The sequence below is a fragment of the Streptosporangium sp. NPDC002524 genome (genome assembly GCF_040295985.1).
GTDB lineage: Bacteria > Actinomycetota > Actinomycetes > Streptosporangiales > Streptosporangiaceae > Streptosporangium.
Genome location: NZ_JBEOWK010000003.1, coordinates 280,654 through 303,867, shown reverse-complemented (window position 1 = coordinate 303,867; position 23,214 = coordinate 280,654). Strand labels below are relative to the sequence as shown.

Here is a 23,214-nt window from a genome sequence, read left to right as displayed (position 1 = left end):
GGAACTGCTGAGCGAGGAAGCCGAGCCCCCATGGCGGCCGACGCTGCCCCCTTCTTCGAGCAGTACTTCGCGCCGCAGGCCGACCCGCAGACCGCGACGTACGAGCCCTACTCCGAGCCGTACGACCAGCTCGACGACCTTCTAGACGACCAAGAGGACGACGCAGGAAACGTGAAGATCACCCCCTCCGCCAACACCACCTACCGCGCCAAGCGAACCGCCTTCCAGAGCCTGATCGTCTCGGTGCCGGTCGCCGTGGGCGGGGTTCTCACCTGGGCTCCAGCTCGACGCCGGGATCGACTGGAAGCTCGTTGACGTCTCGGTCGGCCAGGCCGTCCTCGTGTCGTACCTGCACAACGACAACAGCGCCGCTTCCGAGTGACCCCGTAGGGCCTCTCGATCTCAAGACGTGTCCTGAGGGGTCCCGGCGGGCCGGTCAAACGCGCCGAGCTTCGACATCGGTGACGTGACGAAGGTGGCCATGGTGATGAACGTTCCGGCAGCCCAAACCATGGCCACCTGCCCAGATGCCTGAAATGCCTCTCGCGCGACGATAAATGCTGATTCGCCGCAAATCAGGGCGAACAGCAGGGCAGTGATCGGCAACAGCGCTTTGCGGGGGTTGGGCATCGCCCCTCCTGTTCCGCCTGGATACAGCGATGCTGCAAAGAAGGGGGCTGAGGCATCCCTCGGGGACTACTTCATATGGGAACAGACTCTCATAGAGGCTAAGCAGCGCCAGCTACCCGTGCTGTTCGTTACTAACGAAAAAAGGAGGACTGGATCCACAGGGAGGGCGGCTATATGCGAGGCCCACGACCCGAACTGGTCGAAAAGATGCTCGCCAGAACTTGTCAGCCCTTCCGCCTGGTGAATGCGAAGTCATTTCTGGCACACGCGAAAAGCATTTTGTCCACGTTGGCGAAGCGACCCTCGACCAGACCGGATCCGTCCAGGAACAGGCGGACCTCTCTCTAGCCAGCGCCCTCGAAACCCTCCTAAAGGGTATTCAGGCCAACGTACTGCTTAATAGTGCGTCTCCGAAACAGTTTGCCACTCTTCTCCACATACTTGAAGGTGAAACCGCCTCTGCGAGCACGGCTGACTTAAGAAACCTCGTTTGGCTCTTGAGAAATATCACCAGATCTGAAGAAGGCGGCGACTCCAGCTCTATGTTTCCGGTGGAGGTTTACCTCCGGAAAAGGGCTTCCCCTCGGCTTCGCCGCGATTTGGTATTGTGGGGCGAAGAGAAGGAAACCGATGAAGTCGAGGACTTCAACGACAGTGAGCCAGATGAGTAATCTCGGGCGCTAAATTGGATTTCCGGCCGATATCATGCGGCTAGCTTCGGCTCGATCCTATTTTGGTCCGGCGTGTTCTTTTGCGCCTTCCCCGCAGCATGACGAATACCCCCCGCTCCAGCCGGGGGATTTTTGCGTTTCCGGCTTGCTATTCCGGAAGCGTACGGTCGGGCCGGCTCCTGGGCAGGGGCAAAGGTAATGGCCCGCCCGGTGTAAGAGGAAGTCAGCCGACTGTACGCCACCCGATCATGCTCCTGCCCCCACCCTGACGGGTCGCGGATGAGGATGTCCCCAGCGTCTGTGTAGCCTCGGGCGACGATCAGGTGCCCGCCTTTGCGACCGTCTTCCGGGAGCCTCTCGGTAACGGAGATGATCAACGGGGCTGCCCGGATCGCCCCAATCAGGTCCTTGGGCGCGACCGCCTCCGCGCGGGCGGGAACCCCAACCGAGGTGGCCAGCTCGGCGAGGCCAGCGTGAATCCAACCTCGTTCGGACAGGGCCTTGTGCTTGACGCCGAGGTGCAACAACTCGACGACCGCGGGCGCCTCGCCCTTGTAGGCGAGCGTGACCATCCGCAGGGTTGCCGCGCCGCACGCCCTGTTGCCCCACTCTTCCCTGTCCCCCAGTACCCATCCGCCGTGCTGTTCCCACTCGGCGGGAGATATGAGTTGGCGGCACATGGACACATCGTGGGCGAACAGCACTGCAGTGGACTCCTGGATCGGTAGTTGGTCAGCTCGGGTAGCTCATGGGCCACACAGCGGCGTACGGCGTGCCCTGCCGGTACTGCTCGACCCCGGCCGCCGTGTACGGATAGGTGCCCAGCGGGAGCTGATCGAGAGGGAACCACTCGATGCGCGAGCACTTGTGCGGCTCGGCGTTGACCGGCTCTCCCTCCCACGAGGTGGCCTCGAAGAAGACGCCCATCCTGGCCTGGCCTTCGGGGTTGCGGAAGTGGCACAGGTGCACGAACCGCAGGTCGTCGGCGCCGAGCTTGATACCGATCTCCTCGTGGGCTTCGCGGACAACGGCCTCGTCGATCGTCTCGCCCTCCTCCAAGTGCCCGGAGGGGAGGTTCCACTGGCCGTCGGCGTAGCCGGTACCTTGGCGCTGGGCTAGGAGCACCTGGCCGTCGCGGACCAGGATCAGCATGGCGTCCACAATCGTCCGGTACCGCGTGGTCATGGTGTCTCTCCCCTGGTGGTGGCCAGCCTTTCGGCTGGTCACATTAGCGTGGGGAGCAGCTCCCTCTTGGCGAGTTGCGCGGAAATCCACTCCACCCGCTCAGCGGTGCTGAGCCCTTCGGGGACGGCGATCAGAGAGATACCGGCCTCGGCGCAGGTGTCTTTCAGGGCATGGTCCACCTCGTGCTGACGGTCGGCGACCTTCACCCGGAAGTCGTCGCCGCCCGCGCGGGGGTCGAAGGTGTCGGTGCAGTAGAACACGGCGTCGTAGATGTCGGCGACGGCCCCGCACATGTCGGCCATCGCGTCCACGCCGGGCGCGTCGGCCTCGGGCAGGAACAAGCGGGCGTAGGCGACGACGTTGGCGAGCGTCTTGTCGGTGACGAGGACCTGCTGGTGGCGGGCGGCGCGCAGCTGCGTGGTGAGCTGGGCGCCGAACAGGTCGAGTTCCGCGACTAGGTCGAACTCCCCACGACCGTAGATGACGATCTCCTCCATGAACGGGCTGTGGCGGGCGGGCTCACCGGTGCACGCGGTGTGCACGGATCGTTCGCGCAGGTGGCTGGTGAGGGCGTGCACGAGGGTGGTCTTCCCCGAGGCGTGGGTACCTTCGATGGCGACGACGACGCAGTTGCGGATCATGTGGTCCTCACAGCAGGTCGGTGAACGTGGGGGAGTTCAGCCAGGCGTAGGTGCCGGTCAGGTGCTGAGACAGCAGGTGGTTGACGTTCACCTCGCCTGCGGTGACGTGCTTGCCACTCAGGAGGGCGACCAGCGCGGTGGACAGACTGTGGCGCAGGTTGAGCACGGTGATGCGTTCGCGCGCCTCGATATTGCCGGAGATGAGCCATTTCCGGTGAAGTGCGGTCATGGAGGTGTTGCGCAGCTCCGGCTGGGTGACGTCCAGTGCCAGTTCGGTGCAGACGTCCACGAGGCGGCGGCTGGTACCGGTCAGTAGGTGGCCGACGTCGTAGCGGGTGTCGAGCAGCGGCGTGGCCCTGACGGCGCGGCGGCCGTGCCAGAGTTCGCGCATGGCGTGCAGGTGCGGCACCGGCTGTTGGGCCGCGTTGATCAGGGTGGCCAGGTCGCTGCTGAGCTGGTGGCCGGTGACGACGGTGGCGGTGTCGAGGACCTGACCGAACACCTTGTTGGCCACGCGGATCAGGTCTTGGGTCTCCTCGGCCACTTCGACATAGAGGGAGGTGTAGTTCCAGGTGACCTCGGTGAGCTTGACCGGCTGGGCGGGTAACGCAAACCACATGATCGAGAAGCAGAACGGCACATTGCCGTTCTTGACCCGGTAGTTCTTGGACCACTCGACGTCGATCGAGGCGAGCACCGGCCCCGCGACCGGGAGGTTCTCACCGAGGCCACCTGTGATGATCATCGGGTTTCCACCGTTTCAGAAGAGGCTGGTCGGCTGATCACTGCCCGGTGCGGGCAGCAGGGAGGGGAAACCATCCCACGCCACCTTCTCCAGAGCCCCGCCGATGTGCGCCTTGCCCGGCCACGTGCACCGGTTGGCCATCCGCCCGGCGACGAGCGCCACGGCCAGGGCTTTTTCCACGGCCGCCGCTGCCAGCCACTCCACCGCCGTCTCATCTCCTTCCTGTCCTCGGGCGTGCTGGTCGTTGATGACGAACGGCAGCGACAGACCACGCCAGGCGCTTTCCAGAGTGACACCGGACCGCATACACGCCACGCGCAAGTCTGGGCTCGCCGGGTCGTCACCCAAAGCGGTATCAACGATCTGGGCCATTCCGCGGCGCCGGGCGGCGGAGTCTTTCAGCGCCTCCTCGACAGCGCGCACCCCGCGCGCAGGGATGGCGGCGGCGGCGCTCAGCCCGTACAGGTCGTCGAGGAAGGAGTGGCCCGCCAGGACGGCGGCGTGCTGGCGGGCCTGGAGCAGGTCGAGGTCGGCGACCTCGACGAGTTTCCCGGTCTCGTCGGCGTCGATGGTGGCCACGGAGCGAAACCCGAAGTCGAACCTCTCGGGGTCGAGGACCTTCTCCTGGATTCGGTGCAACCTCAGGTAGACCATGGCGGCCGAGACGGGAACCGCCCGCTCGCCGTCGTCCACCCAGATGGCCGCGAACCCCGCGAGCAGCGGCGGCTGCTTTCGGAACAGGTGGCGGCCGACGCGGTACGGGTCGTCCGGGCGGATCAGGTTCGTGAAGGTCCGCATCACACCACCGGCCGGTCAGCGGTCTGGATGCTCGCCCCCAGGTACTTGGCGAGGTGGTTGGCCTTGTACGGGTAGCGCTCCCAGATCGTGGTGATGGGCTCTTTCAACAGGTTTCCCAGCGGCAAGAACAGGTTCGACCGGTCATAGACGGGCCACGCCTGCGCGAGTCCGTTGGGCTCAACGACGACCATGTGGCCCTCGGTGCTTTCGGTCCACGGCGTCATCCGCACCGCGGGCCGCCAGTCGTGCGTGGCACGCAGCTCGGTCAGCCGGTCGAAGACGTCCCGGGCCTCTTCCAGGCCGATGAACTCCCGTTCGTCCAGGCCGAGCGCGTTGCCCTTGCGCAGGGGCAGGATCAGCTTGAGCTTGCCCGCGTCGAACACGTCGGCGATCTGAAGCAGGTACGGCAACCCGTGCAGGGTGGAGCGCAGCACGACGGCCGACAGCGACACCGGCAGCCCGTACCCGATCATGGCCTTCGCGCCCCTGATGGCCTTGTCGTAGTCGCCGCGCACGCGGGCGAAGATGCTGCGCGGCCCGTCGAACCCGATGTTGACGTACGCGACCTTCCCGGCCAGGTGCTCGGCCAGCTCCACCCCACGGGTCGCGTTGGTGGGTACGCCGATGATGAAGTCCTGGTAGAGGTCCACGATGTCGGGGAAGTCGCGGCGCAGCAGCGGTTCCCCGCCGGACAGGAACACCCGCTTCGTCCCGGCGAGGTTGCCGTGGATGGTGTCGAGCTCTCGCATCGTCGGGTCCGGCATCTGGAGCGTCTCCGAACAGAACGAGCAGTCGAAGTCACACCGTTTGGTGACCTGGAGGATGACCGACAGCGGCGCGGTCGCCTCCTGGGCGAGCTTCTCGATACCGGTATCGCCCTGGAGGGTGAAGTGATGGCCGCCGGTGAAAGCGATCGGCCCGTCTACAGGGTCACGGCGGGGACGAGAAGGGGGCATTCCGAGCATGGTCATGACGCGGTTCCCTTCGCGGAGCGTTGGTGGTGTGGGGGGTCAGTCACTTCCGGTCCGCTGGCTGGAGGTCGTGGACCTGGACGATCAACTGGGTGGCGAGCGCGTTGCGAAGCAGGTGCGGTTCGTTCAGGCCGACCAGGACGTTGTGCTCTCCGGTGTGGACGGCCAGCCCACCGGGGCCGGGGCCGAACATGTCCGCCAGGACGGCGGCGGGCTCACTGCGGGCCACGGTGTAGACGGCGGACGACACATGGAGCTGAGGGCACATGCTGAGTGATGCGGGGATGCACGCCCGGCAGGTCGCGGGCGCGCTGGTGTAGCCGCTGTTTGCCACGTCGGGAATGTCCCGGAACGCCGTGTCGGTCATGATCCAGGAAATGCGCCCGGTTTCCGGGTCGGTGGCGACCTGTCCGCAGACCTGGCACAGGTTCTTCACCATGCACCGCCATTGACGCAACGTGTTGAGTTTCCGCCACTGCGGCGCTCCCCGCTGGTTGTTCAGCACGCGGGCTCGCAGCACCCCGTGGGCCATGTCGCCTCGGCGCGGATCGTCGTAGGCGAGCCGCAGCCTCCCGAGCGGGTGCCGGGCGAACCGCAGACGTTGCGGTACGGCCTCGTCGGCGTGGGCGATGACGTAGGGGACACGAAGCTGTGTCGCCGCGTCGGAGGTCATCTGGAGCTCCCGTCTGGCCAGAGCGACCACCGCACCCGTACGACCAGGAACCCCAGCTCAAGGTCTCGGAACGTCGCCGCGCTCACCTCGGCTGGGGTGCTCACGGGGCTGCCTGTACGGCGTGCTTCGAGAGAGCCCTCCGGGTTCTTTGTCACGTCGAACTCCGGGACCTCCCGTCTCACGCCGCTTCCTTCGGGAGCGCGGCGAGGATCAGGTCCACGACCGCGTGAGGCTGGTCGGCGTTCACCAGCTGGGCCGTGACCCCCACTGAAGGCAGCGAAACCACGAAGAAGCCCGACCGCAATCCCACGGTCACCGTCGCCACCTCCCAACCCTCACGGCTGTGAGCGACAAGCTCGGGAGGACGTCGGGTCCGCTGCCCCAGCGGCCACGGCGTGCCATCCTGCCCCAGCTTCAGGGCGATCGTGTGGACGGTGTAAGCGTGAATTTCCTTCGTTTTCAGCAGTCGCTGCACGACGGCCAACGCCTTGTCGTGTCCCTCCGCCGTCGCGTCACTTATTGCCGCTTCGGCTGGTGGCCGAGACGGCGGGAGCGAGCTTTGGGGCTCATCGGGTGAAAACGGAGGAACGAGCGCATCGGCCTGCTCGGCGAGAAGATCGACCAATGTCTGGCGGAGACCATGACTTTGAGCGAGGTGTTCGGAGGACAGCACGATGACTGTCCCGGCGTCATACTTCTTCAGGGCTTCAACGAGTTCAGCGAAAGCCGGGGTGCCGGTGCCGGTCCTTTCAACGAGCACACCGAGGAGCTGCAGTCTCTCGTTGGCCGCGTACTCCGCGATGCGGTCACGCAGGCCGGTCACCTCCCAGGGAAGCGCGTCTTCCGCGATGCGTATGTAGCCGAGAGCACGGCTCCGACAAGTATTCGGGGGGTGGTGGAGCAGGTTGAATGGGGTTTTCGTAGCCATCGCCGCACCTTTGAAAGGAGGATGAGACCCCTTAACTTTGAGACGTGAGCCGTGGTTAAAACACCCAGGGCAACCATGAACTCCCGGAGAGAAACCTCCCCGTACGGCGGGGAGGATCTGTATGGTGAGGGCCCGTCCGCAGACCTCCACGCCTGGAGTGAGGTGTCCGATGGGAGTCAGACCGCGCAGCACCCGGCAGGAACGGCAACAGCTCACCCGTGATCTTCGCGCCTCGAACCGAACCTGGTCTGAGATCGCCGTCGTGTTCGCCAACACATATCAGGTCAACAGGCGTGTCGCGTTCCGGCTGGCCCGCGGATGGTCTCAAAGTCAGGCGGCCGACCAGTGGAACAAGCTTTGGCCGGCTGAGCCGAAGACCTTCAAGAATTTCTCGTACTGGGAACTGTGGCCCTCCCGATCAGGGCATACTCCCTCTTTGGAGGTGCTGACGCGCCTTGCTCAGCTCTACCAATGCCGCGTGGCCGACCTATTGGCAGACTGTGCCGACTTTCGCCCCGAAGACCCGCAATACCAGCTGCGAACTCAGCTGAATCAGCTCAGTACAGCCTCGGCCGACCCGGACACGGAATCATCTTCCATTCTCGTTTCTGCAGGCGAGACATGCTCCGCGCAGAGCCCTACCATGAGGTTGTGGTCACCAGGTCATTTGGATGTGATCATGCGCCGATTACACGAAATGGATGTCCACGAGTTGGCTGAAACGATCGCCGCCTTCACCGACGAAACTCGCGTGGACGTTGGTCGGCGAGACCTGTTGCTCAAGCTGTCGGCTGGGCTGGCGCTGGCGGCCACCAACGTGGGAACCGCCCACGCCCATACTGCTGAACCATCCCAGGTCCCTCTGGCGTCTGCCTCGAACATGTCGGGATTGTGGCTGTCTCAGTACCTGTATCACTCCAGCGGCCGTGACAAGGAACTCGAAGGCCAGCACTACGTGGTCTTCCGCCAGCAGGGCGGACAAATAGACGGGCAAAGCTTGCCGCACAGCACTGGCTCACGCCTGGCCATGAACCTGTCGGTCGCCGGCGCCGTCGTCACGGGTACGTGGACCGAGGAGACCGCCCCGGACGGCTACTACCGCGGCGCCACCTACCAGGGGGCCCTGCAATTGCTCCTCAGCCCTACGGGCCGGGAGATGAGCGGCAAGTGGTTGGGTTTCGGCAAGAACTTCAAGGTCAACTCGGGAGGGTGGAAGATAACCTGGGTCGACAGCGCCCAGTCTCCCCGTGACCTGCGCCCGTACCACCTGAAGTTGTGACTGGCCGTGAGTGACGCCACCTCGGACCAGTAGCCCAAGCCCCTTTTATGGGCCGGTCACCACAGCGATGATGACCGTGCCTTTGGGGAAGGCGCCGCTTTCCATGAGTGCGAAGATGCCGCGCATCATCTTCGCGACGTACACCCAGTCCAGCTTCATCCCATGCCGGCCGGCGAAGTCGTCGATGAACGCGTCGAGCTGGGCGTTGCGCTTGGCGTACCCACCACTGTGGAAGTCGTGGTTGATCACCCAGTTCGTTGTCACCTCTCCATAAGTGGCGGTCTGGAGTCTGGCGACATCGTCGGCCAGGAACTGCCCTCCTCGCAGGACGGAGAAGCCCAGCGCCTCCTGTCCAGCACTCAGGCCAGCGGCGATGCCTGCCAGCGTGCCGCCGGTGCCGACTGGGCAGCAGATGACGTTGAACGGCACGTCAATCTCGGCCGGAAGCTCCGCGCAGCCGCGCACCGCCAGCTCGTTACTGCCTCCCTCGGGCAGCAAGTAGAAGCGGCCGAACCGCTGGCGGAGTTCCTCGATGACGGGCGTGGTGCTCTTGGCCCGGTAGGTGGTGCGGTCCATGTAGACCAGCCGCATCCCGTGGCCGGTGACGGCAGCCAGGACATCGTTGAGCGGTAGGTGCTCCTCGCCGCGGATGACCCCGATAGTCTGAACGCCGAGCAACGCCCCAGCTGCGGCGACGGCCCGCACGTGGTTGGAGTAGGCGCCGCCGAACGTCAGCAGGGTCTCGTGCCCGAGACTGGCGGCCCGCTCCAGGTTGTACTTCAGCTTGCGCCACTTGTTGCCGGGCAGCAATGGGTGGATCAGGTCATCGCGCTTCAACAGGAGGCGTACGCCTGCGCGGCTGAGCCGGGGGTCGTGGAGTTCCACGAGGGGCGAAGGCTGCGGCTGGCCAAGTTCGCCTTGTCGGTGTCCTCGGTGGCACATGGTTTTCAGGATGCTAACACCCTACGGCAAGCTCTTTCCCAGCTGGATGGACTGCGTCAGCTGTAGATCGTCCGTCAAGAACCGCACCCGTCACACGTTCGCCGCTCGGTACACCATCTCCACCATGTAGGTGATAGGCGACAGCGTGGCGGCGAAGTCCTTAACGGTGATCTTGGTCCGCTTGTCGGCCAAGGCATGGAGTCCGGCCAACCGGATCATGTAGGCCATGGCCCGCGCGAGCAGGGTTACCAGGACCGCGACCTTGCAACCTTCGGTGTGCTCGTCCAGGGCATAGGCCGGCTGACCGGGGACGGAGAGGGGGCCAAGGAGCGAAGGCCCTCACCACGCCGCCGCGCCTACAGCTCGTCGGTGGCCGCCCGCGAGGTCCTGGCGGGGCGCCGGTTGCTGCGGACGGTGTCGCCGGGCTGCCGCTCGGGGACGGGCGGGGGAGTGCCGCCGAACTCCGGGCACAGGCTCTGGTAGCTGCACCAGCCGCACAGCCTGCTGGGCCTGGAGCGCCACTCGCCCGTCTCCAGGGCCCGCTCGATCGCCTGCCACAGGGCCTGGACCTTGCGCTCGGTGGCGAGCAGGTCGGCCTCGTCGGGGACGTAGCGCAGGACCTCGCCGCCGCCCCCGAGATACATCAGCTGGAGCATGCGGGGCACCGAGCCGCGCAACCGCCACAGGACCAGCGCGTAGAACTTCATCTGGAACAGCGCCTTGGCCTCGAACGCGGGCCCCGGGGCGCTGCCGGTCTTGTAGTCGACGACGCGGACCTCGCCGGTGGGCGCCACGTCCAGCCGGTCGATGTAGCCCCGCAGCATCAGGCCGCTGCCGAGCACCGCCTCCACGTAGAGCTCCCGCTCGGCGGGCTCCAGGCAGGTGGGGTCCTCAAGGGTGAAGTAACGTTCCAGCATCGCGCGGGCCTGGGCGAGCCACTCGGCGTGGTCGCCGTCGCCGGTGAACATGTCCGCGTACGACGGATCCTCCTCCAGGAGCCTGCGCCACTGCGGCTCCAGCAGGTCCTGGGCCGCGGAGACCGTGCGCCGCGGGGCGGGCAGGTCGTACAGGCGCTCCAGCACCGAGTGGACCATCGTGCCGCGCACCGCGGCGGGCGACGGCGGCTCGGGAAGCCGGTCGATCACCCGGAAGCGGTAGAGCAGCGGGCACGTCATGAAGTCACCCGCGCGCGACGGCGACAGGGCTCCGACGATCGTGGGCTCGGTCGGTGACATGACCGCACTGTAGGTCACGGTGACGACAGTTTGTGCCCGAGGTGCCCTCGCGGCGTCTGCGGGAGGCCCGGCGGCGCGTACCATCGAGGCCTGAGGGTGGATGGGACGAGGAATGGTGAGCCAGCGGTGAGCAGCGACAGCCCACGCCAGGACAATCCGGGGCTGCGGATGGGCCGCCCGTTCGGCATCCCGATCTACGTCTCGCCGACCTGGTTCATCGTGGCGGCGTTCATCACCTACTCGTTCCAGAGCGTGGTGGCCTCGTGGCTGCCCGACCTGAACGTCCCGCTCACGTACGTCGTCGCGTTCGTCTTCGCGGTGCTGCTGTACGTCTCGGTGCTCCTGCACGAGCTGGCGCACTGCGTGGTGGCCAGGATGTACGGCCTGCCGGTCCGGCGGATCACGCTCTACTTCCTCGGCGGCGTCTCGGAGATCGAGCGCGAGCCGGAGACGCCGGGCAGAGAGTTCATGGTGGCCTTCGCCGGGCCGCTGCTCTCGCTCGGGCTGGCCGGGATCGGCTTCGCCGCCTCCTACGTCATCCCCCCCGGCACGATCGTCGGCGTCCTGGTCTTCCAGCTCTGGCTCGCCAACCTGATCGTCGGGATCTTCAACCTGCTGCCGGGACTGCCCCTCGACGGCGGGCGCATGCTGCGGGCGGGCGTCTGGAAGATCACTCGCAAGCCCGTCACCGGCACGATCGCCGCCGCCTGGACGGGCCGGGTGCTGGCCGTCGGCCTGGTGGCGTTCACCGTCTGGTCGGCGCTGGTGACCGGGCAGGAGCCGGACCTGATGCTCATCTGGTCGGTGCTGCTCGCCTCCTTCATCTGGTTCGGCGCCACCCAGGCGCTGCGCGGCGCCCGGGTGCGGGCCCGCATCCCCGAGGTCAACGCCCGCGCCCTGGCCAGGCGGGCCATCGCGGTCACCGGCGACGTGCCGCTGGCCGAGGCCCTGCGCCGGGCCGCCGAGGCGCGGGCGGGGGCGATGGTCGTGGTCGACCACGACGGCCACCCCACGGGCATCGTGAACGAGGTCGCCGTGGAGGCCACCCCGGAGAGCCGCCGCCCCTGGGTGACGGCGGGTTCGCTGGCGCGCAGCCTGGAGCCGTCGCTGGTGCTCGCCGCCGACCTGGAGGGCGAGCCGCTGATCGACGCGATGCGCGAGTCCCCGGCCGGGGAGTATCTCCTGGTGGAGCGGGGCGGGGAGATCTTCGGCGTGCTCGCGACCTCGGACGTGAACCGCGTATTCAGCGGGGTTTAAGCGAACCACAGGTCGTTCACAGGCGTCTCACTGGATACTCGCCGGTGACGGGGGACAGGGACGAGACGGCAGGAGAGGATCGTGCCCGTTCGTCCCACTCGTTTTCGGCACTTACCAGGACTAGGGTTTTGGCCAGCGAACGGGCTGGCCATGTAGCTTAAGGGACGTCAATTGGCACCCCCCCACACGCCGGCTCCGGCCGGCGATCTGACGCCGGATCTCCTCGGCGCCCCCGAATGGACCGACCAGATGGTCGCGGCCGCGGGCATCCCCATGTACGACATCCCCTTCCTCACGGTCGGCGGCGGCATGGGGTCCTTCGTGACGCTCGACTACCTGCGGATCTACGGCGTGCCCACCTCGCAGATGCGGGTGGTGTCCAACATCGACCACCCGTGGCAGACCTACGAGTTCCTCACCCGGTGCTCGCAGATCCCCCGGGGTGAGCGGATCCGCTCCGACTCCTCCTCCCGCCCGGACAACCTGTGGGGATTCCCCTCCTACGCCCTGGAGGAGGCGTGGAAGGAGAAGAAGCCGTCGTACCTGTGGCAGATCCTCACCGAGCCGCTCCTGAACGACTTCTGGACCCCGCGCGCCGGCACCGTCTTCGAGAACCTCGAACGCGAGGCCAAGCGCATCAACTACTGGGACATGCTGGTCAAGGGCCAGGTACGGATGGTCCGCCGCAGGGCGGGCGGCGGCTACTTCACCGTGGTCACCCCGCCCGACGGCGCGGCGCCGACCAAGCGCATCATCTTCCGCTCGCGCTTCGTGCACGTCGCGATCGGCTACCCGGGCCTGAAGTTCCTGCCCGACCTGCAGGAGTTCCGTACCAAGCACGGTGACTACCAGCACGTCGTCAACGCCTACGAGCCGCACGAGCAGGTGTACGAGTTCCTGAAGACCCGGCCGGGCACCGTGGTCATCCGCGGCGGCGGCATCGTCGCCTCCCGGGTGCTCCAGCGGCTGTTCGACGACCGGGAGAAGTACAACCTGCAGACCCAGATCATCCACATCTTCCGCACGTTCGTCAGCGGCTCGCACGGCCCGCACGTCTGGTCGCGCCGCAAGGGCGGCGACGGCTGGGCCTACCAGGGCTTCAACTACCCCAAGTCGGTGTGGGGCGGCCAGCTCAAGGCGGAGATGCGCAAGCTGGAGGGGGCCGAGCGGGCGAAGAAGTACAAGGAGATGGGCGGCACCAACACCCCATTCCGGCGGCGCTGGCAGGAGCAGATGCGGGCGGGCCGCAGCGGCGGCTACTACCACGCCGTGCAGGGCACCGTCGACCGGGTGGAGGAGAGCCGCGACGGGCGGCTCGTCAGCTACGTGCGCAGCGGCGACGGCATCGTCAGGGAGCCGGTCTCCGACTACATCATCGACTGCACGGGCCTCGAGGCCGACATCGCCGAGCACCGGATCTTCGCGGACCTGCTCCAGTACGGCGGGGCGGGCCGCAACCCGGTGGGCAGGCTGGACGTGGAGCGCCACTTCGAGGTGAAGGGGACGGCGAGCGGCGACGGCGCCCTCTACGCCTCCGGATCCGCCACCCTCGGCGGCTACTTCCCCGGCGTCGACACCTTCCTCGGCCTGCAGATCGCGGCCCAGGAGATCGCCGACGACCTGGCGAGGCGAGGGTTCGTCAAGAGGATGGGGCCGCTGCGGTCGACCGCGCAGTGGTTCAAATGGGCCCGCAACTCGTCGGTGTAAGGAGTATCCCCCCGTGGTTCCGACCCTGCTGGGCCGTATTCAGACGCGCCTGTTCATGCTCGCCACCGTCGGCGTGGTCATCACCCTGCTGATCGTTCCGCTGCTTCCCGGTTCCGGATCGCTCTCCGGCCGCTACGTCAACGGCCTCCTCGTCATCGCGGCGGTGGCCGTGCTGGGGGTCGTCTGGGAGCTGATATACCACTTCCTGATGCAGTTCAGATGGGAGAAGGACTGGCCGACCCTCTTCGGCCTGCTGACACTCGTGCCCGAAGGTCTAGTGCTGTACTTTTTGCTACGGTCCGGTGCAGTTGATTTCATCGATCCGGTCCCACCGGCCGCCTTCTGGACGCATTTCACCGTCGTCTGGGTAAGCATCTGGTTGGTGACGAACGGTCCCATGAGGGTGCCGTTCATCCGGTGGCGTTTCCGGGGAGGGAGAGTTCTGTGACCGACCAGGGCTTCGGGGTGGTGCGTCCGCTTCCGGGCAACGGGCTGGTGGCCCACGAGGGCGGCCTGCTGCTGGTGTGCGACGCGGCCGAGGCCGTCGTCGAGGATCTGCTGGGGGCGCTGCGGGAGACCGCGGCCTCCGGCGGCGACGGCCGGGCGCTGGCCCGCCGCGTCGCCCAGATCCTCGCCGTGATGATGGGCGAGCCGGTGGCGTGCGCCGTCGCCGGTCCCGTCAGCGGGGGAGTGGCCGTCCTGGTCAGCGGCCCGGCGTTCGCGTCGGTGACCGGCGCGAACGGTGAGGTCCAGCTCGCCGGCCGTGACGCGCTCACCTGGTCCGACCGGTTGGTCCCCGGCCCGGTGACCCGGGTGGAGCTGCGCCTTCCCGACGCCGGGGACGCGCACCCGCTGTCCCGGCTGGACGCGGGGGTGATCGTCGCGGGCGGGGTCTGGTGTGACCTGACCGAGCCGGGCGCCGCCCCGCGGGTCGTGCCGCGGGCGGAGTCCGCCCCCCAGGGGCAGCACGCCCAGCAGGGCCGGCAGAACGTCCAGCAGGCCGCGCCCCGGATGGAGCCCGCGGCCCCCGCGCCCACCCCGATGCCCGCGCCGCCCGAGCGGTCGGCGCCCCCCGAGTGGTCGGCCCCTCCGGAGGCCGCCCCGCCCGCCCCCTACCCGATGGGCCCGGCCGAGCCCTACCCCTCGTCCGCCCCGCCGGCCGAGCCCCGGCGCGAGCCGCAGCCGCAGGCGTGGCACTCCGAGCCGATGCCGCAGGGCCCGCTCTCCTCTCCCGGCCACCCGGGCGCCCACGCCGGCGGCCCCTCCACCGGGCCCGCCCCCGCGGTCGTCCACCACGAGGACATCGACACCGCGATGGCGAGCGGGATGGGCGGCGACCCCGTCGACGTGCGCGACCAGCCGTTCGAGTACGAGCTGCTCACGCCCGGGGGCTCGCAGCCGGGCAACGACCCCGCCGGTCCCGCGGCCGAGCCCGAGGCGCGGCCGCTGGTCTACGGGGTCGACTGCAAGAACGACCACTTCAACGACCCCCGCGTGCCCTACTGCGCGGTCTGCGGCATCGCGCTGGTCCAGCGCACCCTGGTCCCCTACAAGGGGCCGCGCCCGCCGCTGGGGGTGCTGCTCCTGGACGACGGCCTGACGCTGCGGCTCGACACCGACTACCTGGTGGGCCGCGACCCCGAGCGGGCCCCCGAGGTGGCCGACGGCTCGGTGCGTCCGGCCAAGGTCACCAGCCCCGACGGCTCGGTCTCCCGGCGCCACCTGCGGGTGGCGCTGGACGGCTGGGACGTCAACCTGGTCGACCTGGGGTCGGTGAACGGCACCCAGATCCAGCCGCCCGGCGACCCCAACTTCTACGACATCCCGCCGAACGAGCCGGTCGCGATCCTGCCCGGCACCACCGTGCGGATCGGCGTCTCGCGCACCATGCGCTACGAGTCGCACCGCAACCGCTGAGAACGTCCACCCCCGAGAACGCCTGTCGCGCAACGCTCACCTTGAGAACGCCTGTCGCCGGGAACCCTCACCGCCGGGAAACCCGGCGCTGAGAACGCCTCACGCCGTCCGGGCGGTCAGGGCCGTACGGCCGGAGGGACCGGGGCGGCCGGGACGACCGGTGCGGCTGGGGCGCGCAGGGCGGAGACGGCCTCGGCCCAGTCGACCGGGTCGGCGTCCTGCTCGGCGCGGACCAGCAGGTGGGCGCCCTCCGGGGCGTTCGCGGTGTCGGCGGCCACGACCAGCGCGCCCTCCGGGACCGGGCCGGAGGTGGCCTCCACCCCGAGCCTGACCAGCCGCTGGGCGAGCGCCGAGGCCCGGTTGCCCCCGGTGACGACGAGGGGCCGCCCCCGCGACATCGCGAGGGTGAGCGCCACGTGGGCGGCCGCGTCGTCCCCCGGGCGGTGGTGCACCGCCACCGGCCCGGCCTGCTCGAACGGATACGAGGACTCGGTCACGGACTTGGTCACGGACTCGGCCACGGTCACCACGCGGCAGGTGGCGCCGTCGCGCACACCGGCGTGGCCGGGGACACCGGCGGGCAGCACCAGCAGGTCGGGACGCGCGCCGGAGGCCAGCCCCGGCAGCTCGCCCGCCACGTCCGCGCCGAACCGGCTCACCACCCTGGCGTCCGGGCCGCGCTCGCGGGCCGCGGCGGCCAGCGTCTCCAGCTCCTGAAGGGTCTCGGCCAGCTCGGCCAGCTCCGAGGACAGGCCGCTGCCGACCTCCAGGCGACCCGCCGGGTAGGGGCGCAGATGGCCCAGCACCACCTCGGACGGGGTTTTCGAGAGGGCCAGGGCGGTGGCCAGGCCGACCAGCGGCGCCTGCTCGGCGGCGGGCTCCGGCACGATCACCAGCACCCGGTGGGCGGCGCTCACCCCGAGGGCGGCGCGCTCGGCGTCGGCGATGTCGCGGGCCACCCGCCGGTCGGGGTAGAGCCTGCGCACCAGCGGGCCGGTCATCGCGGTCGTGACGAGGGCCATGACCACCATCAGCGAGTACAGCTCGTCGTCGAGCACGCCCTTCTGCAGGCCGACGGTGAGGATGACGATCTCGGTGAGTCCCCGCGTGTTGAGCAGGGCGGCCAGCGTCCAGGACTGCCGGGCGGGCAGCCGCTGCGTCCGGGCGGCGGCGTAGGAGCCGAGCAGCTTGCCGCCGATCGCGACGGCCAGGATCGCGGCGAGGGTGCCGAGGCTGGACAGGTCGAGCTCGCGCAGGTTGACGTTGAGACCCGCCACCACGAAGAACATCGGCAACAGCAGCAGCACGGCGAGCTGCTCCAGCCGCTCCAGGATCTCGTGGTTGAGCCGCTCGGCCCCCTCGCGGGGCATCACCGTGCCGAACACGAACGCCCCGAAGATGAAGTGGACGTGCATCCACTCGGTGGCCCAGGCCGACCCGATCAGGCCGATGAGCACCAGCGAGAGCAGCCCGGGCGTGAGCCGCCCCGCCTTCTCGTACGCGGGCACCAGGCGGGCCAGCAGCGGCTTGACCACCAGGAACATCACCAGCGCGTACGGCAGGGCGAGCAGGACCTTCCACTGTCCCTCGGCCTCGCCCGCCCCGGCGATGCCCACCACCACCGCCAGGACGGTCCAGGCGAGCACGTCGATGACGGCCGCCGAGGCGAGGGCGAGACCGCCGAGCGTGATGCGCTGCATCCCCCGGTCGGTGAGGATCCTGGCCAGCACCGGGAACGCGGTGGCGGCCATCGCCGCGCCCATGAACAGCACGAACGGCAGGGTCCTGCCGCCGCCCACGTGCTCGTCCGCGACGGCCAGCGCGAGCACGCAGCCCAGGACGAACGGCACCACCGTCGAGCCGAGCGCCACGGTCACCGCGATCCGGCCCTTGCCCCTGACCAGCTTCTGGTCCAGCTCCAGGCCGACGACGAACATGAACAGCACGAGGCCGACGTTGGCCAGGGCCTGCAGCGGGGGCCGCATCTCGGGCCCGAACAGCTGGTCGCCGATGAGTGGGCCCAGCAGCGTGGGGCCCAGCAGGATGCCCGCCACGATCTCGCCGATGACCGGCGGCTGGCCGAGCCGTCTGGCGAGCGCGCCGAACAGCCGGGCGGCCGCGAGGACGATGACGAGGTCGAGCAGGAGCAGGTCCATATGGAGCACTTGCCGGCACGCTTTCCGTATGCGAAGAAAAGCCCCGAGAATGTCGAGGGCGACGTTACCGTGTGGGGAATGTCGTCGCGAACGTTGCGCGGGCATGGAGGGAGACCGTTGGTGGAAGGCATCGCCGATTACGAGTTCGTCCGGTCGCTGGGGGCGGGCAACCACGGCGAGTTCTACTTGGCGAAGAGGCCCGGACGGTTGCCCGTCGAGGCGGACCTGGTGGCGGTGAAGGTGGTGGGCGGCACCGGGAACGACGCGTTCCGCCGCGCCACGAGGGAGCTGAAGGCGTTCGCCGCGGTGCGCTCGCCCTATCTGGTGCGGCTCTACGACGCCGGACAGCAGGGCGGGGTGTTCTACTACTCGATGGAGTATCTGCCGGGCGGCTCGCTGGCGCGTCCCGCGGAGCCCCCCTCGCGCGAGCGGGTGCTGCGCGCGATCGCCTGCGTCTCCCACGCGGCGCAGGCGCTGCACGAGGAGGGGATCGTCCACCGCGACATCCGTCCCGGCAACGTGCTGCTCACCGACGACGGCGGCAAGCTCTCGGACCTGGGCCTGTCGCAGGTGCTGATGCCCGGCGCGACGGTGACGGGGATGGGCGACATCGGGTCGGTGGAGTTCACCGACCCCACGCTGCTGCAGGGGGAGACCCCCACCCCCGCGGGGGACGTGTGGTCGCTGGGCGCGACGCTGCACCGGGCGGTGAGCGGCAACGGCCTCTACGGGGAGCTGCCCACCCACGACCCGCTGCTGACCCTGCGCAAGCTGAACAGCACGCCGCCCTCGATCGACCCGGGCCTGGAGCCCGAGCTGTCGGACCTGGTCCAGGCCTGCCTCGGCGACGAGGCCAAGCGGCCCACCGCCAGGGGAGTGGCCGACCGGCTCTACGCGCTGCTGGTCTGAGCGTCCCGCCCGGACTGCGCGGCCTGCTCGGCCTGCCCGGACTGCCCGGACTGCGCGGCCTGCTCGGACTGCGCGGCCTGCCCGGACTGCGCGGCCTGCGCGGCCTGCCCGGACTGCTCGGCCCGCCCGCCGGCGGGGCGGAGGCGGTCCAGCTCGGCGTCGAGCATCCGTTCCAGGCGCGCGGCGCCGAGCCTGTCCGGATAGAGCAGGTGGTGCGCGCTCAGCCCGTCGACGAGGGCGAGCAGCCGCTCGGTGACGTCGTCGAGGTCGTCGGAGGTGGCGATCTCCCCGGCGCCGGACGCCGCGCCGAGCAGGCTGCGCACCAGATAGCGCAGCTCCTCGGCCTCGGCGCGCTGGGCCTCCAGCATCGCCGGGCTGGTCATGCTGCGGCTCCAGAAGCCGATCTCCAGCCCGCTCTCCCCGGCGCGCTCCTCGTCCAGCGGAAGGTTGTCGAGGAGGAGCTCGCGCAGCGCGGCCAGGCCGGTGAGACCGGCCAGCTTGCCGCGCAGGCGCTCCACGATGCGCCGGTGCGAGGACCGCAGCGCCGACAGCATGATGTCGTCCTTGTCGGCGAAGTAGTGGGTCAGCACGCCGTTGGAGTAACCGGCCTCCCTGGCGATGGCCCTGGTCGTGGCGGCCTCGATCCCCTCGCGCAGGATGACGCGGCGCGCGGCCTCGACGACCTCCTCGCGCCGCTCGCCGTGATTGACGATCTTCGGCACCTCGCCCCTCCCCGATTCCCGACGGATCCGTTGACATTTTAGTCGGTCGCCCGTCTATTATCCGCTGAAGACACGAGGAGGACTCGCCATGACCGTCGTCACCCTCGGCGTGCACATCGTGGACGTGCTCGCCAGACCGGTGGAGTCGATCCCCGCCGGGCAGGACACCCATCTGCTGGAGCAGATCCGCGTCACCGCGGCGGGCGCCGCCGCCGCGACCGCCGTCGATCTGGCCGCGCTCGGCGTCCCGGTGGCCTCGGTGGGAGCGATCGGCGACGACGAGCTCGGAGACCTGCTCCTCATGATGATGGGGCGGCGCGGGGTCGAGGTGGGCGGGATCGTCCGCAGGCCGGGGGAGCAGACCGCCGCCTCGATCCTGCCGATCCGTCCCGACGGCGGGCGCCCGTCCTTCCACGTCCCCGGCGCGAACCTGGGCCTGTCCACCGCCGACGTCTCCCGCGAGACCGTCCTCGGCGCGCGGGTGGTGCACCTGGGCGGGATGGACGTCACCTGGGGCCTGTACGACCCCGCGTTCTACGCGCTGCTGGACGAGGCGCGGGCGGCGGGCACGATCGTGACCATGGACCTGCTGTCCAACATGCCGGACCTCATGCAGGGGGTCCGCGCCTTCCTGCCGCACGTCGACTACCTCCTGCCCAACGAGGAGCAGGCGCTGCTGATGAGCGGTGCCGCCGGGGTGGAGGAGGCCGCGCGGTCCCTGCTGGCCCTGCTGCCGGAGGGCCCCTCGGCCGTCCTGGTCACGCTCGGCGCGGACGGGAGCCTCATCGCCGACGCGGAGGGCCTCACCCGCGTGCCCGCCCTCGACGTGCCGGTGGTCGACACCACCGGGTGCGGCGACGCCTACTGCGCCGGGTTCGTCACCGGTCTGGTCGACGGCCGCGACGTGGCCGGCGCCGCGCGGCTCGGCACCGCGCTGGCCGCCCGCGTCGCCGGGGGCCTCGGCTCGGACGCGGGCCTGGAGGGGGCGCGGGAGCTCCGGGACGAGAAGTGACCCCGCCGCCCGGACGACCCGCCCCCCGGGGCCGTACGGGCGGCGGGAGCGGCACCGGGCCGCCGGAACGCGTCCGGACACGGACCCAGCCGTGCCCCCAGATGTGACCTCAGCCGTGACTGCAGCCGTGCCCTCCAAGATGTGACCCCAGCCGTGACCCCAGATGTGAAAGGACGACGCATGTCCATCGACGCCAAACTCAGGGAGCGGGCCGCCAAGGTCGTCCCCGGCGGCATGTACGGCCATCTCAACGCGGCCCTGCACGGTCCCGCCTACCCGCAGTTCTTCGTCGGGGGCGAGGGCTGCCGCCAGCGTGACGCCGACGGGCGCGAGTACGTCGATCTCATGTGCTCCTGGGGCCCGATGGTCCTCGGCCACCGCCACCCCGCCGTCGAGAGCGCCGTCGCGGCCCAGCTCGCCGCGGGCGACTGCCTCAACGGCCCCGGTCCCGTCTACGTGGAGCTCGCCGAGCTGCTGGTGGAGACCGTCCCGCAGGCCGACTGGGTGATGTTCTCCAAGAACGGCACCGACGCCACCACCCAGGCGCTGATGGTCGCCCGCGCCGCCACCGGCAGGACCAAGGTCCTCATGGCGCACGGCGCCTACCACGGGGCCGACCCGTGGTGCACGCCCAGCACGGCGGGGACCACCCCCAACGAGCGCGCGGACCTGGTCGAGTTCACCTACAACGACCTCGCCAGCGCCGAGGCCGCCGCCGCCCGTGCCGAGGGCGACGTCGCCGCGATCATTGTGACGCCGTTCAAGCACGACTCGTTCGAGGACCAGGAGCTCGTCGCCGCGGAGTTCGCCCGGGGGGTGCGGGCGCTGGCCGACCGGATCGGCGCCGCGCTGGTGATCGACGACGTGCGCGGCGGCTGGCGGATCGACCTGGGCGGGTCCTGGGAGCCCCTGGGGGTGCGCCCCGACCTGTACGCCTTCAGCAAGGCCATGGCCAACGGTCACCCCATCGCCGCCGTCACCGGGGTGGACTCCCTGCGCGGGCCCGCCCAGACGCTCTACTCCACCGGCTCCTTCTGGTTCAACGCCGCCCCGATGGCCGCGGCCAAGGCCACGATCGAGACGCTGCGCGCCGTCGACGGCATCGCCCTGATGGAGCGCGCGGGCACCCGCCTGCGCGAGGGCCTCGCCGCCCAGGCCGCCTCCCACGGGTTCACGGTCAACCAGACGGGGCCGGTGCAGATCCCGTGGCTCTCCTTCGAGGGCGACGCGACCCTCGACAAGGGCATGTTCTGGGCCGCGGCCTGCCTGGAGGAGGGGGTCTACCTCCACCCGTGGCACAACTGGTTCCTGTCGGCCGCCCACACCGACGCCGACATCGACCGGGCGCTGCAGGGCACCGACGCCGCCTACGCCAAGCTCAGGGCCCGCTTCGGCGCCGACTGAGCCCCGGCCCGACGGCTTCGGGGGGGTCCGAACCGGGACGGCGGCGTACGGCCTCGGCCGGGTGGCTTCGAGGGACGCCCGGGTCAGGCCCGGGGAGCCCGGCCGGGACGGCGGCGTACGGTTCCGGCCGGGCGTCCTCGCGGGACGTCCGGGCCGGGACGGCGGCGCGGGGCTAGCGCCGGGTGTCGTCCCGCAGGCGGTACCACTGCAGGTCGTCCAGGCGCGTGCCGCCGGGGCCGGGCAGCAGCCCGTGCAGCAGGGCCTCCCTGGTGAAGCCCGCGCGCTCCAGCACGCGGTGCGAGGCGATGTTGCCCGGTGAGGTGCCGGCGATGATCCGGCTCAGGGAGGTGTGCTCGAAGGCCCAGCCGACCAGCAGGTCCACCGCCCTGGCGGCGAAGCCCCTGCCGCGGAACTCCGGCAGCACGCTGTAGCCCGTCATGGCCTGTGCCAGCGGGGGGATCACCCCGCTGAACTGGATGTCCCCGGCGAACGCGCCCGTCGCGGCGTCCAGGATCGCGGCCTCCAGCCCCGTGCCGGCGAGCCGGTTCGCGCCCGCGGTGCGGCACCGCTCCTCGGCCTCCTCGTAGGTGGGGGGCTCGGGCGGGACGCTGGACCTCACGACGTCGGGCACGTTCTGCAGTGCGAGGTAGCAGGCGGTGTCGGCGGCGACGAGCGGCCGCAGCCGCACCACCCCGTCGGTCAGCGAGCCGCCGGGGAAGTCCGGCAGCAGGGGCCGCACGCGCTCGCCGGAGTCGCCGGGCAGGCGCGCGAAGGCCACCAGGTCGTGGCGGGTGCCGTCACGCTGCTCCTCGGCCCCGCGCCGCACGCCCTCGCGGTGGAAACCCGCGGCCAGGGCGACCCGCTGGCTGGCCAGGTTCTCCACGTCGGCGAACAGCTCGACGCGCCTGACGCCGTGCTCGAACCCCCACCGGGTCAGCGCGGAGAGGGCGGCCGTGGCCACCCCGCGCCCTCGTGCCCACGGCGCGACCAGGTAGCCGATCTCGGTCATGCCGCGGGGGCGGGCCATGAGGCTCATGTTGCCCAGCCACTCGCCCGTCCCCGCGTCGGCGATCGCGAACGGGGCCCCTCCGGTCTCCCAGTCCCGCCGGGTCTGCTCCATGTACTGGAGCGCGTCGTCCCGGGTGTACGGGACGGGGACGAGCGGGAGGAAGCGGACGATCTCCGGGTCGGCGCAGGCCCGGGCGATCGTCTCGGCGTCGGCCGGGTCCAGCGGTCTCAGGACGACGGGGCCGGCCGGAATCACATCGTGGGGAAACACACCCCAACAGCTACCAGGTGCGGTCCCGGGGAGCGAACCATTTTGCGACATTTGCGGCTTTTAGCGGGTCAATTCCGGAATCGCCCCCGCCTGTCGAGCCCGCCGACGCCCGCCGACGCCTGCTGATGCCCGCCCACCCTCGTCGGCCCTCGC

At 69.6% G+C, this 23,214-nt stretch carries 26 protein-coding genes; 11 read left to right on the top strand and 15 right to left on the bottom strand.

The genetic code is table 11. The features are described from left to right. Window positions 1-30 precede the first annotated feature (30 nt). On the top strand, window positions 31-315 hold the full coding sequence (locus tag ABT053_RS06320) for a hypothetical protein (RefSeq protein WP_350967818.1): 285 nt from the start codon (window positions 31-33) through the stop codon (window positions 313-315). A gap of 87 nt (window positions 316-402) precedes the next feature. On the opposite strand, the gene ABT053_RS06315 is transcribed toward ABT053_RS06320, so the two are convergent. Continuing rightward, window positions 403-630 carry a hypothetical protein gene (locus ABT053_RS06315; RefSeq protein ID WP_350967817.1) on the bottom strand — a complete coding sequence of 76 codons (228 nt, stop codon included), beginning with the start codon at window positions 628-630 and terminating at the stop codon, window positions 403-405. Between ABT053_RS06315 and ABT053_RS06310 the strand changes: the two genes are divergently transcribed. Beyond that, window positions 596-874, top strand: coding sequence for a PIN-like domain-containing protein (locus tag ABT053_RS06310; protein WP_350967816.1), 279 nt, complete (start codon window positions 596-598; stop codon window positions 872-874). The genes ABT053_RS06315 and ABT053_RS06310 overlap by 35 nt on opposite strands. Next, window positions 852-1,301 (top strand): hypothetical protein, encoded by a 450-nt coding sequence (locus tag ABT053_RS06305; RefSeq protein WP_350967815.1) that lies wholly within the window; start codon window positions 852-854, stop codon window positions 1,299-1,301. Before ABT053_RS06310 ends, ABT053_RS06305 begins: the two co-directional genes overlap by 23 nt. A gap of 32 nt (window positions 1,302-1,333) precedes the next feature. Here ABT053_RS06305 and ABT053_RS06300 read toward each other — a convergent pair whose 3' ends face one another. From ABT053_RS06300 to ABT053_RS06265, 8 genes are all read right to left on the bottom strand, one after another. Next, window positions 1,334-2,005 (bottom strand): cysteine peptidase family C39 domain-containing protein, encoded by a 672-nt coding sequence (locus ABT053_RS06300; RefSeq protein ID WP_350967814.1) that lies wholly within the window; start codon window positions 2,003-2,005, stop codon window positions 1,334-1,336. Between the two features lie 28 nt (window positions 2,006-2,033). Then, window positions 2,034-2,486, bottom strand: coding sequence for an NUDIX hydrolase (locus ABT053_RS06295; RefSeq protein WP_350967812.1), 453 nt, complete (start codon window positions 2,484-2,486; stop codon window positions 2,034-2,036). Between the two features lie 38 nt (window positions 2,487-2,524). Beyond that, on the bottom strand, window positions 2,525-3,127 hold the full coding sequence (locus ABT053_RS06290; RefSeq protein ID WP_350967811.1) for an AAA family ATPase: 603 nt from the start codon (window positions 3,125-3,127) through the stop codon (window positions 2,525-2,527). A gap of 7 nt (window positions 3,128-3,134) precedes the next feature. Beyond that, window positions 3,135-3,872, bottom strand: coding sequence for a hypothetical protein (locus ABT053_RS06285; protein ID WP_350967810.1), 738 nt, complete (start codon window positions 3,870-3,872; stop codon window positions 3,135-3,137). A gap of 15 nt (window positions 3,873-3,887) precedes the next feature. Continuing rightward, the gene (locus ABT053_RS06280; RefSeq protein WP_350967809.1) at window positions 3,888-4,670 is read right to left on the bottom strand and encodes a hypothetical protein; all 783 of its coding nucleotides are present in this window, start codon (window positions 4,668-4,670) and stop codon (window positions 3,888-3,890) included. Next, the gene (locus ABT053_RS06275; protein ID WP_350967808.1) at window positions 4,670-5,641 is read right to left on the bottom strand and encodes a radical SAM protein; all 972 of its coding nucleotides are present in this window, start codon (window positions 5,639-5,641) and stop codon (window positions 4,670-4,672) included. The genes ABT053_RS06280 and ABT053_RS06275 overlap by 1 nt, the downstream gene beginning before the upstream one ends. A gap of 43 nt (window positions 5,642-5,684) precedes the next feature. After that, window positions 5,685-6,314: a hypothetical protein gene (locus ABT053_RS06270; RefSeq protein WP_350967807.1), complete on the bottom strand. Its 630-nt coding sequence runs from the start codon at window positions 6,312-6,314 to the stop codon at window positions 5,685-5,687. Between the two features lie 178 nt (window positions 6,315-6,492). After that, window positions 6,493-7,242, bottom strand: a complete 750-nt coding sequence (locus ABT053_RS06265) for a recombinase family protein (protein WP_350967806.1) — start codon at window positions 7,240-7,242, stop codon at window positions 6,493-6,495. A gap of 169 nt (window positions 7,243-7,411) precedes the next feature. Between ABT053_RS06265 and ABT053_RS06260 the strand changes: the two genes are divergently transcribed. Continuing rightward, entirely contained in the window at window positions 7,412-8,521 is a 1,110-nt protein-coding gene (locus ABT053_RS06260) for a hypothetical protein (RefSeq protein ID WP_350967805.1), read from the top strand. Window positions 8,522-8,566: 45 nt separating this feature from the next. Here the strand turns inward: ABT053_RS06260 and ABT053_RS06255 are convergent, their stop codons facing one another. The 3 genes from ABT053_RS06255 to ABT053_RS06245 form a co-directional block, all read right to left on the bottom strand. Further along, entirely contained in the window at window positions 8,567-9,463 is an 897-nt protein-coding gene (locus ABT053_RS06255; RefSeq protein ID WP_350967804.1) for a 1-aminocyclopropane-1-carboxylate deaminase/D-cysteine desulfhydrase, read from the bottom strand. Window positions 9,464-9,553: 90 nt separating this feature from the next. Beyond that, window positions 9,554-9,691 (bottom strand): hypothetical protein, encoded by a 138-nt coding sequence (locus tag ABT053_RS06250; RefSeq protein ID WP_350967803.1) that lies wholly within the window; start codon window positions 9,689-9,691, stop codon window positions 9,554-9,556. A gap of 128 nt (window positions 9,692-9,819) precedes the next feature. Continuing rightward, entirely contained in the window at window positions 9,820-10,698 is an 879-nt protein-coding gene (locus ABT053_RS06245) for a RecB family exonuclease (protein ID WP_350967802.1), read from the bottom strand. A gap of 168 nt (window positions 10,699-10,866) precedes the next feature. On the opposite strand from ABT053_RS06245, the gene ABT053_RS06240 reads away from it, so the two are divergent. The 4 genes from ABT053_RS06240 to ABT053_RS06225 all read left to right on the top strand — a co-directional run bounded on the left by ABT053_RS06240 (window position 10,867) and on the right by ABT053_RS06225 (window position 15,579). Continuing rightward, window positions 10,867-11,955 (top strand): site-2 protease family protein, encoded by a 1,089-nt coding sequence (locus tag ABT053_RS06240; protein WP_350967972.1) that lies wholly within the window; start codon window positions 10,867-10,869, stop codon window positions 11,953-11,955. 171 nt (window positions 11,956-12,126) lie between these two features. Next, window positions 12,127-13,662 (top strand): hypothetical protein, encoded by a 1,536-nt coding sequence (locus tag ABT053_RS06235; protein WP_350967801.1) that lies wholly within the window; start codon window positions 12,127-12,129, stop codon window positions 13,660-13,662. Window positions 13,663-13,675: 13 nt separating this feature from the next. Further along, window positions 13,676-14,110, top strand: coding sequence for a hypothetical protein (locus ABT053_RS06230; protein WP_350967800.1), 435 nt, complete (start codon window positions 13,676-13,678; stop codon window positions 14,108-14,110). Continuing rightward, on the top strand, window positions 14,107-15,579 hold the full coding sequence (locus tag ABT053_RS06225; protein ID WP_350967799.1) for an FHA domain-containing protein: 1,473 nt from the start codon (window positions 14,107-14,109) through the stop codon (window positions 15,577-15,579). Before ABT053_RS06230 ends, ABT053_RS06225 begins: the two co-directional genes overlap by 4 nt. A gap of 116 nt (window positions 15,580-15,695) precedes the next feature. On the opposite strand, the gene ABT053_RS06220 is transcribed toward ABT053_RS06225, so the two are convergent. Continuing rightward, window positions 15,696-17,735, bottom strand: coding sequence for a cation:proton antiporter domain-containing protein (locus ABT053_RS06220; RefSeq protein WP_350967798.1), 2,040 nt, complete (start codon window positions 17,733-17,735; stop codon window positions 15,696-15,698). Between the two features lie 120 nt (window positions 17,736-17,855). Here ABT053_RS06220 and ABT053_RS06215 point away from each other — a divergent pair, with 120 nt between their 5' ends. Continuing rightward, on the top strand, window positions 17,856-18,644 hold the full coding sequence (locus tag ABT053_RS06215) for a serine/threonine-protein kinase (protein ID WP_350967797.1): 789 nt from the start codon (window positions 17,856-17,858) through the stop codon (window positions 18,642-18,644). On the opposite strand, the gene ABT053_RS06210 is transcribed toward ABT053_RS06215, so the two are convergent. Then, window positions 18,626-19,366 carry a TetR/AcrR family transcriptional regulator gene (locus tag ABT053_RS06210; RefSeq protein WP_350967796.1) on the bottom strand — a complete coding sequence of 247 codons (741 nt, stop codon included), beginning with the start codon at window positions 19,364-19,366 and terminating at the stop codon, window positions 18,626-18,628. The two genes, ABT053_RS06215 and ABT053_RS06210, sit on opposite strands and share 19 nt — an antisense overlap. Before the next feature lie 88 nt (window positions 19,367-19,454). Between ABT053_RS06210 and ABT053_RS06205 the strand changes: the two genes are divergently transcribed. Together ABT053_RS06205 and ABT053_RS06200 are read left to right on the top strand one after the other, a co-directional pair. Beyond that, complete coding sequence (locus ABT053_RS06205; protein ID WP_350967795.1) at window positions 19,455-20,378, top strand: carbohydrate kinase family protein; 924 nt, start codon at window positions 19,455-19,457, stop codon at window positions 20,376-20,378. A 180-nt stretch (window positions 20,379-20,558) separates the two neighbouring features. Then, window positions 20,559-21,782: an aminotransferase class III-fold pyridoxal phosphate-dependent enzyme gene (locus ABT053_RS06200; RefSeq protein ID WP_350967794.1), complete on the top strand. Its 1,224-nt coding sequence runs from the start codon at window positions 20,559-20,561 to the stop codon at window positions 21,780-21,782. A 172-nt stretch (window positions 21,783-21,954) separates the two neighbouring features. Here the strand turns inward: ABT053_RS06200 and ABT053_RS06195 are convergent, their stop codons facing one another. Then, window positions 21,955-23,046 carry a GNAT family N-acetyltransferase gene (locus ABT053_RS06195; RefSeq protein ID WP_350967793.1) on the bottom strand — a complete coding sequence of 364 codons (1,092 nt, stop codon included), beginning with the start codon at window positions 23,044-23,046 and terminating at the stop codon, window positions 21,955-21,957. Window positions 23,047-23,214: the final 168 nt, after the last annotated feature.

Coding starts and splice junctions, on each gene's coding strand:
- ABT053_RS06205 (WP_350967795.1), top strand. CDS start 19,455: ATGACCGTCGTCACCCTCGGCGTGCACATCGTGGACGTGCTCGCCAGA.
- ABT053_RS06260 (WP_350967805.1), top strand. CDS start 7,412: ATGGGAGTCAGACCGCGCAGCACCCGGCAGGAACGGCAACAGCTCACC.
- ABT053_RS06285 (WP_350967810.1), bottom strand. CDS start 3,872: ATGATCATCACAGGTGGCCTCGGTGAGAACCTCCCGGTCGCGGGGCCG.
- ABT053_RS06245 (WP_350967802.1), bottom strand. CDS start 10,698: ATGTCACCGACCGAGCCCACGATCGTCGGAGCCCTGTCGCCGTCGCGC.
- ABT053_RS06250 (WP_350967803.1), bottom strand. CDS start 9,691: ATGGCCTACATGATCCGGTTGGCCGGACTCCATGCCTTGGCCGACAAG.
- ABT053_RS06200 (WP_350967794.1), top strand. CDS start 20,559: ATGTCCATCGACGCCAAACTCAGGGAGCGGGCCGCCAAGGTCGTCCCC.
- ABT053_RS06275 (WP_350967808.1), bottom strand. CDS start 5,641: ATGACCATGCTCGGAATGCCCCCTTCTCGTCCCCGCCGTGACCCTGTA.
- ABT053_RS06290 (WP_350967811.1), bottom strand. CDS start 3,127: ATGATCCGCAACTGCGTCGTCGTCGCCATCGAAGGTACCCACGCCTCG.
- ABT053_RS06320 (WP_350967818.1), top strand. CDS start 31: ATGGCGGCCGACGCTGCCCCCTTCTTCGAGCAGTACTTCGCGCCGCAG.
- ABT053_RS06280 (WP_350967809.1), bottom strand. CDS start 4,670: ATGCGGACCTTCACGAACCTGATCCGCCCGGACGACCCGTACCGCGTC.
- ABT053_RS06295 (WP_350967812.1), bottom strand. CDS start 2,486: ATGACCACGCGGTACCGGACGATTGTGGACGCCATGCTGATCCTGGTC.
- ABT053_RS06240 (WP_350967972.1), top strand. CDS start 10,867: ATGGGCCGCCCGTTCGGCATCCCGATCTACGTCTCGCCGACCTGGTTC.
- ABT053_RS06265 (WP_350967806.1), bottom strand. CDS start 7,242: ATGGCTACGAAAACCCCATTCAACCTGCTCCACCACCCCCCGAATACT.
- ABT053_RS06270 (WP_350967807.1), bottom strand. CDS start 6,314: ATGACCTCCGACGCGGCGACACAGCTTCGTGTCCCCTACGTCATCGCC.
- ABT053_RS06315 (WP_350967817.1), bottom strand. CDS start 630: ATGCCCAACCCCCGCAAAGCGCTGTTGCCGATCACTGCCCTGCTGTTC.
- ABT053_RS06220 (WP_350967798.1), bottom strand. CDS start 17,735: ATGGACCTGCTCCTGCTCGACCTCGTCATCGTCCTCGCGGCCGCCCGG.
- ABT053_RS06255 (WP_350967804.1), bottom strand. CDS start 9,463: ATGTGCCACCGAGGACACCGACAAGGCGAACTTGGCCAGCCGCAGCCT.